The organism is Acinetobacter sp. YH12116, from assembly GCF_013418895.1.
Lineage (GTDB): Bacteria > Pseudomonadota > Gammaproteobacteria > Pseudomonadales > Moraxellaceae > Acinetobacter > Acinetobacter indicus.
This window is the reverse complement of sequence record NZ_VPBE01000010.1, coordinates 14620-32354: the sequence shown is the minus strand read 5'-3', so window position 1 is coordinate 32354 and position 17735 is coordinate 14620. Positions and strand designations below refer to the sequence as shown.

At 47.9% G+C, this 17735-nt stretch carries 17 protein-coding genes; 4 read left to right on the top strand and 13 right to left on the bottom strand.

Annotation, left to right across the window (positions count from 1 at the left end):
* Positions 1-164 precede the first annotated feature (164 nt).
* The 5 genes from tuf to FTU54_RS07970 all read right to left on the bottom strand — a co-directional run bounded on the left by tuf (position 165) and on the right by FTU54_RS07970 (position 6354).
* The gene (gene tuf / locus FTU54_RS07990; protein ID WP_160232602.1) at positions 165-1355 is read right to left on the bottom strand and encodes an elongation factor Tu; all 1191 of its coding nucleotides are present in this window, start codon (positions 1353-1355) and stop codon (positions 165-167) included.
* 94 nt (positions 1356-1449) lie between these two features.
* On the bottom strand, positions 1450-3585 hold the full coding sequence (fusA, locus tag FTU54_RS07985; RefSeq protein ID WP_104470922.1) for an elongation factor G: 2136 nt from the start codon (positions 3583-3585) through the stop codon (positions 1450-1452).
* Between the two features lie 132 nt (positions 3586-3717).
* Positions 3718-4188 carry a 30S ribosomal protein S7 gene (gene rpsG / locus FTU54_RS07980; protein ID WP_005179845.1) on the bottom strand — a complete coding sequence of 157 codons (471 nt, stop codon included), beginning with the start codon at positions 4186-4188 and terminating at the stop codon, positions 3718-3720.
* Positions 4189-4367: 179 nt separating this feature from the next.
* Positions 4368-4742: a 30S ribosomal protein S12 gene (rpsL, locus tag FTU54_RS07975; protein WP_002050319.1), complete on the bottom strand. Its 375-nt coding sequence runs from the start codon at positions 4740-4742 to the stop codon at positions 4368-4370.
* A 163-nt stretch (positions 4743-4905) separates the two neighbouring features.
* Positions 4906-6354 carry an EcsC family protein gene (locus FTU54_RS07970; protein WP_180074616.1) on the bottom strand — a complete coding sequence of 483 codons (1449 nt, stop codon included), beginning with the start codon at positions 6352-6354 and terminating at the stop codon, positions 4906-4908.
* Between the two features lie 276 nt (positions 6355-6630).
* Between FTU54_RS07970 and FTU54_RS07965 the strand changes: the two genes are divergently transcribed.
* Complete coding sequence (locus FTU54_RS07965; protein WP_005179853.1) at positions 6631-7860, top strand: beta-ketoacyl synthase N-terminal-like domain-containing protein; 1230 nt, start codon at positions 6631-6633, stop codon at positions 7858-7860.
* 19 nt (positions 7861-7879) lie between these two features.
* Positions 7880-8332, top strand: a complete 453-nt coding sequence (locus FTU54_RS07960; protein WP_005179856.1) for a CopD family protein — start codon at positions 7880-7882, stop codon at positions 8330-8332.
* A gap of 55 nt (positions 8333-8387) precedes the next feature.
* Here the strand turns inward: FTU54_RS07960 and FTU54_RS07955 are convergent, their stop codons facing one another.
* The 4 genes from FTU54_RS07955 to FTU54_RS07940 form a co-directional block, all read right to left on the bottom strand.
* Positions 8388-9851 carry an amino acid permease gene (locus FTU54_RS07955; protein WP_016659472.1) on the bottom strand — a complete coding sequence of 488 codons (1464 nt, stop codon included), beginning with the start codon at positions 9849-9851 and terminating at the stop codon, positions 8388-8390.
* Between the two features lie 148 nt (positions 9852-9999).
* Complete coding sequence (locus tag FTU54_RS07950) at positions 10000-10362, bottom strand: RidA family protein (RefSeq protein WP_005179861.1); 363 nt, start codon at positions 10360-10362, stop codon at positions 10000-10002.
* Between the two features lie 24 nt (positions 10363-10386).
* Positions 10387-11499: an alanine racemase gene (gene alr / locus FTU54_RS07945; protein WP_180074615.1), complete on the bottom strand. Its 1113-nt coding sequence runs from the start codon at positions 11497-11499 to the stop codon at positions 10387-10389.
* Between the two features lie 22 nt (positions 11500-11521).
* A complete protein-coding gene (locus FTU54_RS07940) occupies positions 11522-12775 on the bottom strand; it encodes a D-amino acid dehydrogenase (protein WP_075167990.1) in 1254 nt (417 codons plus the stop codon).
* Between the two features lie 139 nt (positions 12776-12914).
* Between FTU54_RS07940 and FTU54_RS07935 the strand changes: the two genes are divergently transcribed.
* Positions 12915-13382 (top strand): Lrp/AsnC ligand binding domain-containing protein, encoded by a 468-nt coding sequence (locus tag FTU54_RS07935; protein WP_005179867.1) that lies wholly within the window; start codon positions 12915-12917, stop codon positions 13380-13382.
* Positions 13383-13481: 99 nt separating this feature from the next.
* On the opposite strand, the gene FTU54_RS07930 is transcribed toward FTU54_RS07935, so the two are convergent.
* A complete protein-coding gene (locus FTU54_RS07930) occupies positions 13482-14162 on the bottom strand; it encodes an HAD-IA family hydrolase (RefSeq protein ID WP_045795528.1) in 681 nt (226 codons plus the stop codon).
* A gap of 92 nt (positions 14163-14254) precedes the next feature.
* Between FTU54_RS07930 and FTU54_RS07925 the strand changes: the two genes are divergently transcribed.
* The gene (locus FTU54_RS07925) at positions 14255-15022 is read left to right on the top strand and encodes a hydroxymethylpyrimidine/phosphomethylpyrimidine kinase (protein ID WP_016659477.1); all 768 of its coding nucleotides are present in this window, start codon (positions 14255-14257) and stop codon (positions 15020-15022) included.
* Positions 15023-15084: 62 nt separating this feature from the next.
* On the opposite strand, the gene FTU54_RS07920 is transcribed toward FTU54_RS07925, so the two are convergent.
* The 3 genes from FTU54_RS07920 to FTU54_RS07910 all read right to left on the bottom strand — a co-directional run bounded on the left by FTU54_RS07920 (position 15085) and on the right by FTU54_RS07910 (position 17708).
* A complete protein-coding gene (locus FTU54_RS07920) occupies positions 15085-16179 on the bottom strand; it encodes a catalase family protein (RefSeq protein WP_104989065.1) in 1095 nt (364 codons plus the stop codon).
* Between the two features lie 153 nt (positions 16180-16332).
* Positions 16333-16989, bottom strand: a complete 657-nt coding sequence (locus FTU54_RS07915; protein WP_016659479.1) for a nuclease-related domain-containing protein — start codon at positions 16987-16989, stop codon at positions 16333-16335.
* 233 nt (positions 16990-17222) lie between these two features.
* Positions 17223-17708 carry a methylated-DNA--[protein]-cysteine S-methyltransferase gene (locus FTU54_RS07910; protein WP_075175408.1) on the bottom strand — a complete coding sequence of 162 codons (486 nt, stop codon included), beginning with the start codon at positions 17706-17708 and terminating at the stop codon, positions 17223-17225.
* Between the last annotated feature and the right edge of the window lie 27 nt (positions 17709-17735).

Sequence of the window (17735 nt, the reverse complement as noted above, 5' to 3'; positions counted from 1 at the left end):
ATTTTCTTCAGCTTTATCTTACGTGGTTCTGATATGAGGATAAGTGCAGTTAAGGTCAGGCGAATATCAGTTTAGGACAGCTTGCAGTTAAATTGTCTGACAATTTAATCTGCAGAGATAAAAAAAGCGTCCCAAAGGGACGCTTTTTCACACTATAGAAGTGATTATGCAGTTACTTTAGAAACTACACCAGCACCTACAGTACGACCACCTTCACGGATCGCGAAGCGTAAGCCAGCGTCCATTGCGATTGGGTGGATTAATTCTACTGACATTTCAACGTTGTCACCTGGCATAACCATTTCAACGCCTTCTTTCAGCTGGATCGCACCAGTTACGTCCGTAGTACGGAAGTAGAACTGTGGACGGTAACCATTTAAGAATGGAGTGTGACGGCCACCTTCGTCTTTAGAAAGTACGTATACTTCTGCGTCGAATTTAGTGTGCGGCTTGATTGAACCTGGTTTAGCAAGTACTTGACCACGTTGAACTTCTTCACGCTTAGTACCACGTAGAAGAACACCACAGTTCTCGCCAGCACGACCTTCGTCAAGAAGCTTACGGAACATTTCAACGCCAGTAACAGTTGTTTTCGCTGTATCTTTGATACCCACGATTTCAACTTCTTCACCTACTTTAACGATACCAGTTTCTACACGGCCAGTTACAACTGTACCACGACCAGAAATAGAGAACACGTCTTCGATTGGCATTAAGAATGCTTGGTCGATTGCACGTACTGGCTCTGGAATGTAAGAGTCAAGCGCTTCAACAAGAGCAACAACAGCGTCTTCGCCATATTGACCTGATTCACCGTTAAGTGCTGCAAGAGCAGAACCACGGATTACTGGAGTGTCGTCGCCTGGGAAGTCGTAAGTAGAAAGAAGTTCACGAACTTCCATTTCAACTAATTCGATTAACTCTTCGTCGTCTACGATATCGCATTTGTTTAAGAATACGATGATGTAAGGTACACCTACCTGACGAGAAAGAAGGATGTGTTCACGAGTTTGTGGCATTGGACCATCAGTCGCTGAACAAACAAGGATCGCACCGTCCATCTGAGCAGCACCAGTGATCATGTTTTTAACATAGTCGGCGTGGCCTGGGCAGTCAACGTGAGCGTAGTGACGAGTTGGAGAATCGTATTCTACGTGAGAAGTGTTAATTGTAATACCACGTGCTTTTTCTTCTGGAGCAGAGTCGATTGCAGCGTAATCTTTCGCTTCACCACCGAATTTCTTCGCGCATACAGTTGCAATTGCAGCTGTTAAAGTTGTTTTACCATGGTCAACGTGACCGATTGTGCCCACGTTAACGTGTGGCTTATTACGTTCAAACTTAGCCTTAGCCATGTTCATCTTCCTTTGTAGATTACTCATGCAGGATCACTGCATGAGCATTAGATTTTAACTATAAAATTAGTTAGGCAATATAGTAATCGAAAGATTACTCGTCGTCACCTTTTTTACCGCCAGCTTGGAATTTAGCGATGATGCCTTCCGCCACGTTACGTGGAGTTTCAGCGTATTTAGCAAATTCCATAGAGTAAGTCGCACGACCTTGAGACATAGAACGCATTTGAGTCGCGTAACCGAACATCTCAGCCAGTGGAACTTCAGCACGGATTGCTTTAGTACCGCCAGGTAAATCGTCCATACCTTGAACCATACCACGACGACGGTTTAAGTCACCCATGATATCGCCCATGTAGTCTTCTGGAGTTTCTACTTCAACTTTCATGATAGGTTCAAGAAGAACAGGATCTGCTTTCATGAAACCGTCACGGAATGCGTAAGAACCCGCCATTTTGAACGACAATTCGTCAGAGTCGACATCGTGGTAAGAACCGTCGAACAATGTTGCTTTGATGCCAACAACTGGGTAACCAGCAAGGACACCATTCTTCATACGTTCTTGGATACCTTTGTCAACCGCACCGAAGAATTCTTTAGGTACTACACCACCAACAACTTCTTCAGCGAACTCGTAGTCTTTACCAGTTTCAGGATCAAGCGGTTCTAAACGTACGTATACGTGACCGAATTTACCTTTACCACCAGTTTGACGAACGAATTTACCTTCTTGTTCGATTGATTTCTTGATCGTTTCACGGTAAGCAACCATTGGTTTACCAATGTTCGCTTCAACGTTGAATTCACGCTTCATACGGTCAACGATGATGTCAAGGTGAAGCTCACCCATACCAGCGATGATAGTCTGACCAGATTCTTCGTCTGTGAATACGCGGAACGATGGATCTTCTTTCGCTAAACGGCCAAGCGCAACTGACATTTTTTCTTGGTCAGCTTTGGTCTTAGGTTCAACAGCCAATTGAATTACTGGCTCTGGGAATTCCATACGCTCAAGTGTGATTACGTTGTTTTCGTCACACAGTGTATCACCCGTAGTCGTGTCTTTAAGACCTACACACGCCGCGATGTCACCCGCACGAATTTCTTCGATGTCGTGACGGTCGTTTGCGTGCATCTGTACGATACGGCCAATACGTTCACGTTTCATTTTCACTGGGTTGTAAACAGGACTACCTGCTTTCAGAACACCTGAGTAAACACGTACGAACGTTAAGTTACCTACGAATTTGTCGTTCATGATTTTGAACGCAAGCGCAGAGAACGGAGCATCGTCAGACGCTTCACGAGAACCTTCGGTTTCGTCTTTGTCGTCTAGGATACCTTTGATCGCTTCTACGTCTGTAGGCGCTGGAAGGAATTCAATCACTGCGTCCAACATACGTTGAACACCTTTGTTTTTGAATGCAGAACCACACATTGCAGGTTGAATTTCACCCGCTAATGTACGTTGACGTAAACCAGCTACGATTTCTTCTTTAGAAAGGTCGCCTTCTTCCAGGTATTTGTCCATGAGTTCTTCTGATGCTTCAGCAGCAGCTTCAACCATGTTTGTACGCCATTCTTCAGCTGTATCTTGCAGATCAGCAGGAATGTCGCCGTATTCAAACTTCATACCTTGAGAAGCTTCGTCCCAGATGATTGACTTCATTTCGATTAAGTCAACAACACCTGTGAATGTGTCTTCTGCGCCCACTGGAACAACGATAGGCACTGGGTTAGCACCCAAACGTGTCTTCATTTGTTCAACTACGCGGAAGAAGTTTGCACCAGTACGGTCCATTTTGTTAACGAACGCTAAACGAGGTACTTTATATTTGTTTGCTTGACGCCATACAGTTTCAGACTGAGGTTGTACACCACCTACAGCACAGTAAACCATACATGCACCGTCAAGAACACGCATAGAACGCTCAACTTCAATTGTGAAGTCAACGTGTCCTGGGGTGTCAATTACGTTAATACGGTGTTGGTCAAATTGGTTAGCCATACCTTTCCAGAAGCATGTTACAGCTGCTGAAGTAATGGTAATACCACGTTCCTGCTCTTGTTCCATCCAGTCAGTTGTTGCTGAACCTTCGTGAGTTTCACCTAGTTTGTGGCTCTCACCTGTGTAGAACAAAATACGTTCAGAAGTGGTTGTTTTACCTGCGTCAATGTGCGCAGAGATACCAATGTTACGGTAACGAGAAATTGGGGTTTGACGTGCCATGATTTCTAGCATTCCTAAATTTTGTTGTTTAAAACAGGACGCTTTAAGCTGCATAGCAACTTAAAGCGCTTTGATGACAAACTAGTGACAACTAAATTCATCACCCTCCTGATTAGGTCCTGTTTTATCCGCTTAGAAACGGTAGTGAGAGAAGGCTTTGTTGGCTTCAGCCATACGGTGCACATCTTCACGTTTTTTAACCGCTGCGCCTTTACCTTCAGCTGCATCAAGCAACTCACCAGCAAGACGTAAAGCCATAGTTTTTTCAGAACGCTTAGCAGCAGCATCTACTAACCAACGCATCGCTAGAGCAGTACGACGGGATGGGCGTACTTCCATAGGAACTTGATAAGTAGCACCACCAACACGGCGTGCTTTTACTTCAACCATAGGACGAACTTTTTCAAGCGTAGCTTCAAAAAATTCAACTGGGTCTACTTTGTTTTTTTCTTGAACGCGGTCTAAAGCACCGTAAACGATACTTTCAGCAATAGATTTTTTACCATCTTGCATTACGTGGTTCATGAATTTAGCGATTGTTTGGCTGCTGAACTTAGGATCCGGAAGGATTTCACGAGCAGCGACTACGCGACGTCTTGGCATTTTAAAACTACCTATAAATATGACACTTCAGGTTAATCCAGCAGTAGCATAAAGTGTCGTATGCATTCGCTGGCCTTACTATACGTCGCTTGAATATTCACAAAATAAATGCAGAAATCAGACAAGCGAGACGATAAAGGATTGCAGTTCTAGCGAACTAAGAGCTTAATCTTGAAAGATTATTTCTTAGGACGTTTAGTACCGTATTTAGAACGTGACTGGTTACGATCTTTCACGCCAGCACAGTCTAAAGAACCACGAACGGTATGGTAACGTACACCTGGTAAGTCTTTAACACGACCACCACGGATCAGAACAACACTGTGCTCTTGCAGGTTATGGCCTTCACCACCGATATAGCTAGAAACTTCGAAACCTGAAGTTAAGCGAACACGGCAAACTTTACGCATTGCTGAGTTAGGTTTTTTAGGTGTAGTTGTGTAAACACGTGTACAAACACCACGACGTTGTGGACAAGCCTTCAACGCAGGAACTTTAGATTTTTCAACTAAAGTCGTACGACCCTTACGGATCAACTGATTTGTTGTTGCCATGTGGCAATTCTCCCGTTAATAAAAAGCCCCAAAAACATACTACTTTTTGAGGGCATGCAATTGTAAGTCAAGATACTAAAATGGTCAATATTCGACAGACCTGCAAATATTGACCATTCCCGCATTAAAGGCTGATTTTACTGCTTTTTAAGGTATTAGCACCTTATTGCGCTTTTTGCTTTTTTGTAACCTTCTTCGCTACCGGTTTCTCAGCGTCTGCTTTTTGCGGTTCAGCCTCCGTTTCTGGTGGCTCCTCCACTGCCGGTGGCGTGTCGTCAAACTCGTCATCATCTGCAGGTTCCGGCTCAATCGATTCCGGTGGAATTGCCGGTTTTTGTGGCTCGACTGCAGCATTCGGTTCAACCATTTTATCGGCCAGCTGCTCTAGGCCCTGCTGGATATCCTGATCGATCTGTTCCGGCTCCGGTTTTTCCTCTGCTGATTTTTTCTGGATTTTCACCTTAGAGATGGTGCTGTTTTGCTGCAGCTCAATATCCTGATCCAGCTTTAGCTCATCGACGGCCGGTGTAGCCGCAGCTGGCTGTTCCAGTAATTTCGGTGCAGCTTGTGCCAGTAAGGCTGCGGCTTTTTCATAGGCATCGACCGGGGATAGCTGACTGCCCTTATGCTGGATGAGATATTCACGGGCATGCGAGAACACTTCCTGCGCTTTCTGGTGCACATGTTCGACCAGCTTCCAGCTATAGGCGGCGCTGACCGAGGCTGTCGCCACCGGGGTTAATTTGCTTAACAGCGAGAACTTCGGCATCGAGTTCATCCACTGCCACTTCATTTCGCCCTGCTCATTGACCAGATATTTACGTAGCGCTTCCATATCATTACTGGAACCGACCAGCTGCTGTAACTGATGCACATCATGGGTTTGCAGCATGTTCAGCACGCTTTTAATACCCAGCAAGACCGCCTGCTTTTCGGCAATCAGGCCCAGATCAACCTGTTTGAAAATATATTGCACAATGGCCTGGCCTTCTTCTTTATTCAGCTCAAAGCCATACGAACGCCCAACCTGATAGATGGTACGTAACGACATGATCATCGAAACCGGCACATCTACCGCGGTTCCAATCACGCCGGTAGCCCCGGTGATCGCGCCCTGAATCGAGGCCAGCCATTTATTCTGCTCTGCCAGCGCCTGGCTGATGCGTTTGGAACGGTTCACATCCTGGGTCAGTTCCTCTAAGTCACGTACTCCGGCTTCATCTAAAACTGCATCGACCGAACTGATATTGGAGGTAAAGGTATTTAGCTGGTGAAAGAAGTAATCCGACACCTTATCGGAAAACTGAGGCGCCACAAAATGGGCAAGATTATTGACCTTATTATAATGACGACCTAGCAATTGACGTGAGACCTGCGGCAAATGTGCCTTCAGTACCTGCTGCGGATTGTCATAACGCGATGAATGGCGGCCGAATACCGGGCTGGCACTGCCTTCCACCACCCGCCCCTGACTGCTACCCGCCTCTTCTTTACTGGTCGAACCGGGCGCCACATGCTGAACCAGGTCAATGCCGGTATGACTGAGCTTTTTAGCCACTCCAAACGCACTCGAGAGGAATCCGCCTGATTGCTTATTATTAGAATCTGTCATTCTTGCTCCTCATTTTCTTTCTTAAGATTTATTGCTAAATACTAGGTATAGTCTGCGTTTATCTCAACCTTATTGTGTTTCTTTTGGTTATGTTCACGTAGTCTGCTCCCCAAATCTGGTCATTCCCAAAGAGGCATAGGATTTGCCATAAGAATTCAAAATTCTTTCTGTTATTATGAATCCAATTGAAAAACTTGGGAAATGCACTGGACACCGGCATTTGCGCCGACAGTCTCCAGGGTTGGACCCGATAATATCACCATAAGGGAACTGTAGATGAAACGTGTTGTAATCACTGGCATGGGCATTAATTCGTGCATTGGTAATACATTAGAAGATGTAACCCACTCTTTGCAAAATGGTATTTCAGGCACACGTTTTAACCAGACTTATGCTGAACTGAATTTTAAGAGCCATGTCAGTGCAGCTGCAGAACAGAATTTTGACAATATCGACCGTCGTTTAAAACGCTTCATGGGCGTGTGTGCAATGTATGCCTATAACGCAGCGGCAGCAGCCATTGAACATGCCGGCCTGAAAGTTGAAGATTTAGCTGGTAACCCGCGTTACGGTATTGCCGGTGGTTCAGGCGGCAACTCGACTGCATCTGTGGTTGAAATGGTGGAATTACTGGAAGAAAAAGGCGCGCGTAAAATTGGCCCATTCTTTGTACCACGTAACATGTCAAACACCATTACGGCCAACCTGGGCGTTGCCTTTAAACTGCAAGGCGTTGCGCACTCGATTACCAGCGCATGTGCAACTTCTGCCGATGCGATTGGTTATGCCTACAACCTGATTCAACTGGGTAAACAGGATCTTATGCTGGCTGGCGGTGGTGAAGAAGATCACTGGTCACAAAGCCTGCTGTTTGATGCGATGGGTGCGCTGTGTGCCAAATACAATGACACCCCAGAAACTGCTTCTCGTCCATATTCAGCAGACCGTGATGGTTTCGTGATTGCCGGCGGCGGTGGCTTCCTGGTACTGGAATCGCTGGAACATGCACAAGCACGTGGTGCCAACATTCTGGCAGAAGTGGTCGCGTATGCAGCCAACTCGGATGGTGCTGACATGGTTGCGCCAAGCGGTGAAGGTGCAACACGCTGTATCCTGATGGCGCTGGATGAAGCCAAACAGCATGGTGTTGAATCGATTGACTATGTGAACACACACGGTACATCTACCCCTGCAGGTGACGTGACTGAACTGAAAGCCATGGAACGTGCCTTTGGTGAAGGCCAGGTACCAGCCCTGAGCTCGACCAAATCTATGACCGGTCACAGCCTGGGTGCTGCCGGTGTACAGGAAGCGATCTACTCTGTCCTGATGATGCAAAACGACTTTATTGCGCCAAACATCAACGTGACCGAGCTGGATGAAGGCGCGAAAGGCTTTGATATCGTACTTGAAAAACGTGACGCAAAATTGAATACTGTGATGAGTAACAGTTTTGGTTTTGGCGGCGTAAACGCTTGTCTGATTTTCAAGAAATGGGATGCATAATCCCTAAATAGGATTTTCGATGGATGCACCTTCTGATGCTTTTTTATGGGTAAAAGCATTACATATTATTGCCGTGGTGTGCTGGTTCGCTGCACTGTTCTATCTGCCACGGTTATATGTTTACCATGCCATGAGTGAAGATGCGGTCAGTCATCAGCGTTTTGAAGTCATGGAACGCAAGTTGTACCGCGGAATTATGTGGCCTTCCATGATTGCCACCCTAATTACCGCCCACTTTCTGGTAGATTGGGGTGATGCCACCCGGAACTACCACGATGCCTTGTGGTTTTACCTGAAAGTGGCACTGGTCGGATTATTGGTGATTTACCATCTGGTTTGCGGTTATTACCGTCTGAAACTGATTGGCAATGCCCATTACAAGTCACACAAGTTCTGGCGCTTTTTCAATGAAATGCCGACAGTGCTGTTATTTGCAATTGTGATTCTGGTGGTGGTGAAACCTGTGTTCTAGCTCCATCGAAGAACAGATAAAAAAAGCCTCGTTTGATACGAGGCTTTTTTGTGGGCTAGCGAAGGGTTTCTGACTTGGCATATTGCTCGGTCTGGGCATATTGCTGGTATTTACGCAGCCGCGGTTTATATAGACCATAGTAAGTCACGGTTAAAATCACCAGCCACAACGGACTGACCAGCAGTGCTTTCAGCGTATCCGGCTCCAGACTGAGAATCACCAGTGCAAACAGCAGGAAGGCCAACACCACATAGCTCATCAGCACCCCGCCCGGCATTTTAAAGCGTGAAGCAGCGTGTAACTGCGGCTGCAGTTTACGATAGCGCAGGTAACACACCATAATAATGCCCCAGATGCTAATAAACAGAATCACGCACAGCGAGCTGGCCAAGGTAAAGGCTTCAACGGTATTCGGCACAAAATACTGCAAGGCTGCACCGGCCATAATAAACAGACAGGAGAACAGCAGACCTTTGGCCGGTACTGCCCGTTTTGACAAGGTCGCCAACGCCTGTGGCGCCTGCCGGCCACGCGCTAGGCCAAACAGCATGCGGCTGGTCGAAAACACACCGCTGTTCATGGAAGACATCACCGAAGATAACACCACCAGATTCATAATAATCGCAGAGGTGGGAATACCGGCATGTAAAAACAACGACACAAACGGACTACGGTCTGCCGGAATCTGGTTCCACGGCGTCACCGACATCACCACAAATAAAGACAGCACATAAAACAGGATAATCCGGGTCGGAATTGCATTGACTGCTTTGGGTAAATTCTTTTCCGGATCTTTGGTTTCAGCCGCCATGGTGCCCAGCAGCTCCACCCCGACAAAGGCAAACAGCGCAATCTGGAAACCGGCCAGAAAACCGTTACCGCCTTGTGGAAACATACCACCATGTGACCAGACATGCTGAAAACTGGCAGTGGTGCCATCTGGCGCGGCAAACTGGTTAAAGACCATATAGCCACCAATACCAATCAGGCCTAAGATGGCCAGAATCTTGATCAGGGCAAACCAGAACTCGATTTCACCAAACAGCTTGACCGTCAGTAAATTCAGTCCCAGTACAAACAGCACACAACCAACACTGATCAGCGCCTGCCCCATGGGAGTAAACGTGGTATCTGGTGGCAGCCAGAAACCGAGATAATTGATGATGGCTGCCAGATCGGCAATTCCAACCAGAATCCAGCCCAGCCAGTAGGACCAGCCAATATAGTAGCCCGCACCCGGCCCGATCAGCTCATGCGCCATATCAATAAAGGATTTATAGTGCAGATTGGACAGCAGGATTTCACCCAATGCGCGCATCAGGAAGAAAAACATCAGGCCAATAATCATATAAATAAACAGGATGGACGGGCCAGCCAAGGCAATGGTTTTGCCGGAGCCCATAAACAGTCCGGTGCCAATAGCGCCGCCAATGGCAATTAACTGCAGATGCCGGTTGGAGAGTTTGCGTTGTAATTCATGTGGCGACGAATGAACGTCATCGTGACGAGAGGAAGTCATGTTCAATATCCTTATTGTGCCCTGACCCTGCCATCAGCGCAGGCTGTGCATACGTCATCCTGCAATGATGGTCCTGTACATCCCAACAAATCCTATCTTGGGCTGTACGCAGCGTCAGTGGCTGGGAGAGAAAACCAAACCAGACGGCTTATTTCTGTGCAGCGGTCACTGCAATTTCAATCAGCCAGTCCGGGTTGACCAGTTCCGCCTGAATGGTGGCGCGTGCCGGTGTGGCATGGCCCTGCAACCATTCAATCCAGAGCGCATTCACGGTCTGGAAATCGGACAGATTCTTTAAAAAGAGTTGCGCAGATAAAATCCGGCTTTTATCGCTATTGGTTTCGGCCAGCAGCGTATCAATGGTCTGCAGCACTTCTTGCGTTTGCGCAGTGATGTCCTGCCCGGCAGTGGTTTTCGGAATCTGACCCGACAGATAGACCACCTGATTAAATACCGTTGCCGCACTCATCACTTCAGTGCTGTGAATACGTTGAATATCTTGAGAACTCATGTTGTGATCCTGTTGAATAAAATTTTATGCCTGCACCACAAACGGCACCCGGGCGGTGATGGCGCACATCAGCTCATAGCCAACGGTACCGGCTGCCTGACTGACCTCATCGACCGGCAAGATGGCACCACTGCTGGAATAGCCCCATAGCACCACTTCAGCGCCAATATCGGCGTCAGGAAGATGACTGAGATCGACCGCCAGCATATCCATACTGACCCGACCCAGCGTCTGGCTGCGCTGCGAATTGACCAGTACCGGTGTACCGCTTGGAGAAATTCGCTGATAACCATCGGCATAGCCACAGGCCACTACGCCAATCCGCATGGCTTGTTCAGCAACAAAGCTGGAGCCATAGCCAATACTTTCTCCAGCCTTCAGCTGCTGGACAGCAATAATTTCACTGCGCAGGCTCATGCTCGGTTTCAGGTTCCAGTCCTGAATCGTATGCTGTGGAAAATCGGGGGAACTGCCGTACAGCATGATGCCGCTACGCATCACATCACTGTGCAGGGCCGGCGCATGACGTAGCAGCGCCGCGCTATTACAGAGCGAACGCTTGCCAGGCAGGCCGGCAATGGTCTGTTCAAAACACTGCTGCTGATAGTCAATGCCCGGCGCGCCAAAACGTTCGCCGTCGGCATCGGAGAAATGCATCATGTGGGTAATAGAGGCGATAATTTCCAATGCCTGTAACTGGGCGAAGGCGTCCCGGTAAGTGGCGGGTGCAAAACCCAGACGGTTCATGCCACTGTTCATTTTCAGATAGACATGAAAACGTGCTTCCGGATGCTGGCGCTGGAACTGCTGTAACCAGTCAATTTGATGGGCGCTGTGAATGCTAAAGCTCAAGCAATGTTGCTGACAGACAAATAAATCTTCCAGACAGAAAATACCTTCCAGCAACAGAATATCGCCCTGCCAGCCCAGCTGGCGTAATCTCAGCGCCTCGGCCAGATCCAGCAAGGCAAAGCCATCGGCGGACTGAAAAGCCGGATAGACCCGCTCGATGCCATGACCATAGGCATTGGCCTTGACCACGGCATAAACTTGGCTATCCCCGGCATACTGCCGAGCAATCTGCAGGTTATGGCGCAGTGCATCGAGATGCACCACTGCCTGAATTGGTCTAGACATCGTTCTTCCTTGAATCAATACCTTAAGCAGCGTAACGTTGTAACGACAAGCCTTCAGTGCTAATTTCCGGTTGCTGCTGCATCACCAGATCACTGATTAACTTGCCCGAACCACAGGCCATGGTCCAGCCTAAAGTCCCATGACCGGTATTCAGGAACAGATTTTTATAGCGGGTGCCGCCAATAATTGGGGTGCTGTCTGGCGTCATTGGACGTAAACCGGTCCAGAAGCTGGCCTGCGGTAAATCACCACCCGGGAATAAATCTTTGGTGACCATTTCTAAAGTGGCACGACGATCCTGATTCAGACCGAGGTTAAAGCCGCTTAATTCAGCCATACCACCGACACGAATCCGCTGGTCAAAACGGGTAATGGCAATCTTGTAAGTTTCATCCAGAACTGTTGATTGTGGCGCCATGGCCGGATCGACAATTGGCACAGTCAGCGAATAACCTTTCACCGGATAGACCGGCAGGTCCAGATGCAGCGGTTTCAGGAATTCACGTGAATAACTGCCAAAGGCCAGCACATAACGGTCTGCGGTCAGCACTTTGCCATTGACCAGCACGCCTTTAATCTCGTCGCCTTCAACCAGCAGTTTTTCTACATTCTGGTTAAACTGGAAATCGACACCCATCTCCTGTGCCAGTTTGGCCAGCGCATTGGTAAACAGATAGCAATCACCGGTTTCATCATTAGGCAAGTGCAAGCCACCAACCAGTTTATCTTTGGCCGCAGCCAAAGCCGGTTCAACCCGGGCCAGACCATCACGGTCTAACAGCTCATATTCCACACCGCTTTCTTTTAATACTTCAATGTCACGCTGTACGGCATCGAGCTGGGCATCTTTACGGAACAGCTGCAGCGTGCCTTTAGAGCGGTTTTCATAGCTGATTCCGGTGTCTTGGCGTAACTGTCTCAGGCAATCGCGGCTATATTCGGCTACCCGCACCATCCGCTCTTTATTAATAGCATAGTGCTGCGCATTACAGTTTTTCAGCATTTGCGCCATCCACTGTAACTGCCACATACTGCCATCCAAATTCACGGCCAAAGGTGCATGATGCTGGAACATCCACTTCACGGCTTTAAATGGAATCCCCGGCGCTGCCCACGGCGTTGAATAGCCCGGTGAAACCTGTCCGGCATTCCCGAAGCTGGTTTCTTCCGCCGGCCCGGTTTGACGATCCAGCACCGTCACACTTGCACCCTGCTGCGCCAGATAATATGCGCTGGTCACCCCAATGACACCGCTTCCCAACACAATTACACGCATAGACTTGACCTCAAATACATTCCAGTTTATTTAACTAGTATATTTTCGGATCAATAGTGAATTTTGCTATTTTTAGTGGGTATTTTCAGATAATCCGCCCATTTTTTCAGGATATTTTTTGGAATAAAGGAATTTTTAGATGCGTAAATTAGACCGGATTGATCGCATGATTTTGGACATCCTGCAAAACAATGGCCGGATTGCGATTAGTGAGCTGGCGGCCAAGGTCAATTTATCCACCACGCCCTGCTCGGAACGGGTTAAACGGCTGGAACGCGATGGCATTATTATGGGCTATTATGCCCGCCTGAATCCTGAACTGGTGGACAAGAAACTGCTGGTATTTCTGGAGATTAAACTGTCGGCCAAATCGGGCGATGTGTTTGATCAGGTGGCGCGAGATCTGGTGGATATTCCGGAAGTGCTCGAGTGTCATCTGATTTCCGGCGAGTTTGATTATCTGGTTAAAGCACGGCTCAAAGAAATGAGCGCCTACCGGCGTTTACTTGGCGATTTACTGAAAAAATTGCCGGCCTCAGCCTCTTCACACAGTTATGTGGTAATGGAAGAAGTTAAAGAAAGTCTGTATTTAAATATTGAAGGCTGATGTTTTCGTGAATTACCCGAACCCGTCTATGTGATCAGACACATGGGAAATTCATCCACCGGCTGATGAATACAGCATCAGCCGAATGGATTTTTTATATTAAGCCTGACAGGATGCCAATGCACTATTTAAGTCAGCCACCACATTCGGCAACTGGGAAAACTGCTGAATACGGGCTTTTGGTGCAGCATGATCCAGCTCTTGCATCGTGCCATAACCATATTCGACCGCGACCGCTTCAATCCCGTTATGTCGCGCCCCCAGCACATCATATTCCCGGTCGCCGACCATAAGACATTGGCTGGCCTGCAGCTGTTCCTGCTCCAGAATATAGGCAATTAATTCATCTTTATGGGTCCGATCACCATTCAGCTCGCTGCCATAAATGCCAGTAAAATACTGTTCCAGCTCAAAATGCTCCAGAATCTGCCGTGCATAAATGGTCGGCTTGGCCGTGGCTAAAAACAGCTGATAGCCCTGAAGTTTCAAGGTTTGCAAGGTTTCTGCCACAGTCGGATAAACCTTATTTTCATATAAACCGGTCACGGCAAAACGCTCGCGATAACCCATCAGTGCCTGTTCCGCCAGCACATCATTCGGTTCAACCTGTAAAATTTTTGCCAGTGAAGCTTTCAGTGGCGGACCAATAATCCAGTCAATATTTTCAGATTCTGGTAGTGGATGACCAATTTTTGCCAGTCCATAACGCGCCGAGGTGGTAATACCCACTTTTGGATCGGTCAGGGTGCCATCCAAATCAATCAGCAGATGTTTAATCATGAATTTTTCTCCCCCTTCGACCGTGAAATACACTCGAGACTTGATTCAAAGTTGCCTATACTAACGTAAATTCATGATTGAAGGATATGGATGTGCGTCCAACGGTACTTTGCTTTTCTGGTTTAGATCCCTCTGGGGGCGCGGGCTTACAGGCTGATATTGAAGCGATTGGCCAAAGTGGCGCACATGCGGCCATTGCCTGTACCGCCCTCACGGTGCAAAACTCGCAGCAGGTGTTTGGCTTTGAAGCCACCTCCAAAGCATTGCTGCTGGCGCAGGCCAATGCCGTGGTGAACGATCTGCCAATTCGCTGTGTTAAATCGGGGATGCTCGGTACCACCGACAATATTGCAGCGCTGGCAGATTTCTTGAGAGAACATCCGGACTATTACTATGTGCTGGACCCGGTTCTGGTCGCCAATAGCGGTGGCTCTCTGGGTGATCAGGCGACTTTGGTCAAGGCCTTTGTCGAGCTGATTCCACTGGCAACCTTACTGACCCCGAATACGGTAGAACTGCGTGCCCTGACCGGTGAAGATGATCTAGAACTGGCCACCCAGAAACTGTTTGCGATGGGCGCCAAAGCTGTACTGGTTAAAGGCGGCCATGAAGATACGCCGGATCACATCCGCAATGCTTTATATATAGATGGTGAACTGATTTCAGAAACCCGTTGCCCGCGTTTAGAAGGCGAATACCACGGTTCGGGCTGCTCGCTGGCCAGCTTTATTGCCGGCCGTTTAGCACTAGGTGATGAACTGCAAGCCGCTGTGAATTATGCTGAAACCTGGCTGTTTGGGGTACTAAAACAGGCAGAAAGTCCGGTACCGAATGGTCAGAAGATTCCAAAACGCTTTTAATCCTTAATATAAAAAATACCTGCCCCATGGCAGGTATTTTTTCGACCTGAATCTGAAGCCCTTTAATCCGGCATATCATCCAGCTGCTGCGGTTCGGCTCGCGGCTGGGTATTCATCCGGTGCCGGAACGAGGCGGAACGTTCATAAGCCTGTTTACGTACCCGCATAATTGAACCCAAAGGTTGATGCGCCTGCACGCCATGCCACGGGTTAAACGACAACACATCATCGGCATAAACCCGCCGCTCCGGACTATAGCTGTCCTGTTTGGGAAAATGCAAAGTGCCAATGGTCTGATGCGCAGATTCTTCTTCCGGCCATAACACCGAGGCATCTTCAATGGGCATACGCTCCAGACTGGTACATAATTGCGCACGCAATACATAATCGGCGCTATGGTGCTTAAAGAAATCCCGGACCAGATCCCGGATGCTGGAGTCATGGCTAATCTGCATTGGAATATTGGTCAGCTGACGTACCGAGGTCGATTCCGGCGCCACACTGATTTTTGCCATATAGTCGCCATAACGCAGTGCAGCCATGGTGTGATAGGTTTCACCGAGAATATGGTTCTGACTGCGCGCCCAGCCTTTTAAAGTTACCGGTACTTCTAAACCGGCTTTATCCACCAGTGTATTTAAACTGCGCGCCATACTGCGCATGCCTTTTAACATCGGATCGGGCGCCTGTTCCGCGCGTGTCACCAGAGGCAGCATCTGCTGGTATTTACGCAGCGTGCCAAAGGCCAGCACCGGAATATTCACCATCAGAATATCCTGGTTTTTACCATCACTCGGATCATCGGCCAGTAAGCGTGCGCCCGGCACATTCAGGATTTTTAAGGCAAAGCCATGCGGTACTGGCACCTGGTCACTGCGTAAATCTCCCGGCGCAGCCGATAAACGCACCATCACATCATAATGTCCTGGCTCGGCAAAAATTCCCTGCGCCAAATGCGGCGGCAACACCGGCACGGTCAAAATACCTTTCAGAAATGCATGTGATTTGGCATGCGCATCGCGGACTGCATGGCGATGCTTGTCAAACACCTGTTGTCGGGCTTGGGCCATATGCTCGATAATATCTTCAATCAAGCGGCTTTCATTCGGCTGTTCCTGTTCAACCTGCGGGGTATACAGTAGATACGGCTCTGACATCGTGAACGCTCCTGTTCCGGCCTGAACATCTGGCAAAAATTGGCTAGTATCCACCAATCTAGCAAGCTCAGAGCCAGAAAAATATAGTGCTTATTCAACAGTTCAGGAGAGTTTGGTAAGCGTAGACGACTCAACTCAACACGACACTTGGGTTCAGTCTTGATGATGTCTGGATTTAAGCTGCGCCACATGCGCGCGCCGGGTTTGCCAGGACGGGTCCAGTACTTCTTTTTCCAGTCGTAATTGCAAACGTTTTAAGCGCATGGCGGAGATGACTTCGGTCTGGAACTCCTGTACGTAATTTACCCAGCCTGTCCCTTGAAATACCTGCTTTGGCATCTCTGTTTTAAATTCGCAGCCCGGCATAAATACCACTATTGAATGTAAATGTTCCGGCTCCAACAGATCAGCCAGCAGATGACTCAACACCTGAGTATGTTTGTAATTCTGATGCAAGGGATTCTGGAATTTATAACTCTTTTTATAAATTTTCTGGGTCCACATTTTTTGCCGCGCACTGCCAAAAATCCAGCCCTTATAGTTTTTGCTTTCTATCACAAAGACGCCAAAAGGACTTAATAGCACATGATCAATTTGTGTGGTGCCACCATCCTGATCGGGCAAGGTCAAATCATTAAGTAAAATATAACGCTCATCCAGATGTTGCTTGGCCTGTCGCTGAACAGCCCACTCCCCGATTTTGCCTTTTAAGTCCGGCAGGAACACCCGCAGCAGGCTCAAGCCCAGCAGAACCAGCAACAGCCACCACAGCTGTGAAATCAACATACTCAAAATATTTACATCATGCATTTCGGTTTTATTTTAATGGTGATGATCTTGACCCGACTCTAGCATAAAACGGTGTTTCATTCAGGAATGATAATGCTGGTTTAATCTTCATTATCAGGTGGATACAGAAAGATTCTATCTACCTGAAGATGCTCAATCTGGATAGTGATCTATTTTTTAATCAACGGATGCTTACTGATTCAAGCTGTTTATTGGCCTACTGTGGGCAATGCAACACCACAAAGCATCCGTGGCTATTTTTGCTGTTGTTCTAACTTTAATAGAATCTCTTTATTGTCTAATCCGCCAGCAAAACCAACCAGTTTACCGCTGCTGCCAATCACCCGATGACAGGGTGCAATAATTGAAATTGGATTTTGGCCATTGGCCGCACCGACAGCCCGTACCGCTTTGGGACTGCCGACCTGCTCAGCAATTTGCCGATAACTGCGGGTTTCGCCAAAAGGAATATTCAGCAGTGCCTGCCAAACTTTTTTCTGAAATTCTGTGCCTTCAAAATCTAAAGGCAGTTCAAAAGTCTGACGCTGGCCCTGAAAATATTCATTCAGCTGTTGTTGCGCATCCAGCAAAATCGGATGATCCAGCTGCTCTACCAGCTCGGCCTGCCGGACCCGTTTGGGATTTTCATTGTCCCAGATCACAGCGACCAGCGCGCTGTCTGTAGCCACCAGTTTTAAACGCCCGACCGGAGAAGGCATATACATAAATGCAAGTTTCATCTCCTTCTCCTGTTCAGTTTTAGTCTA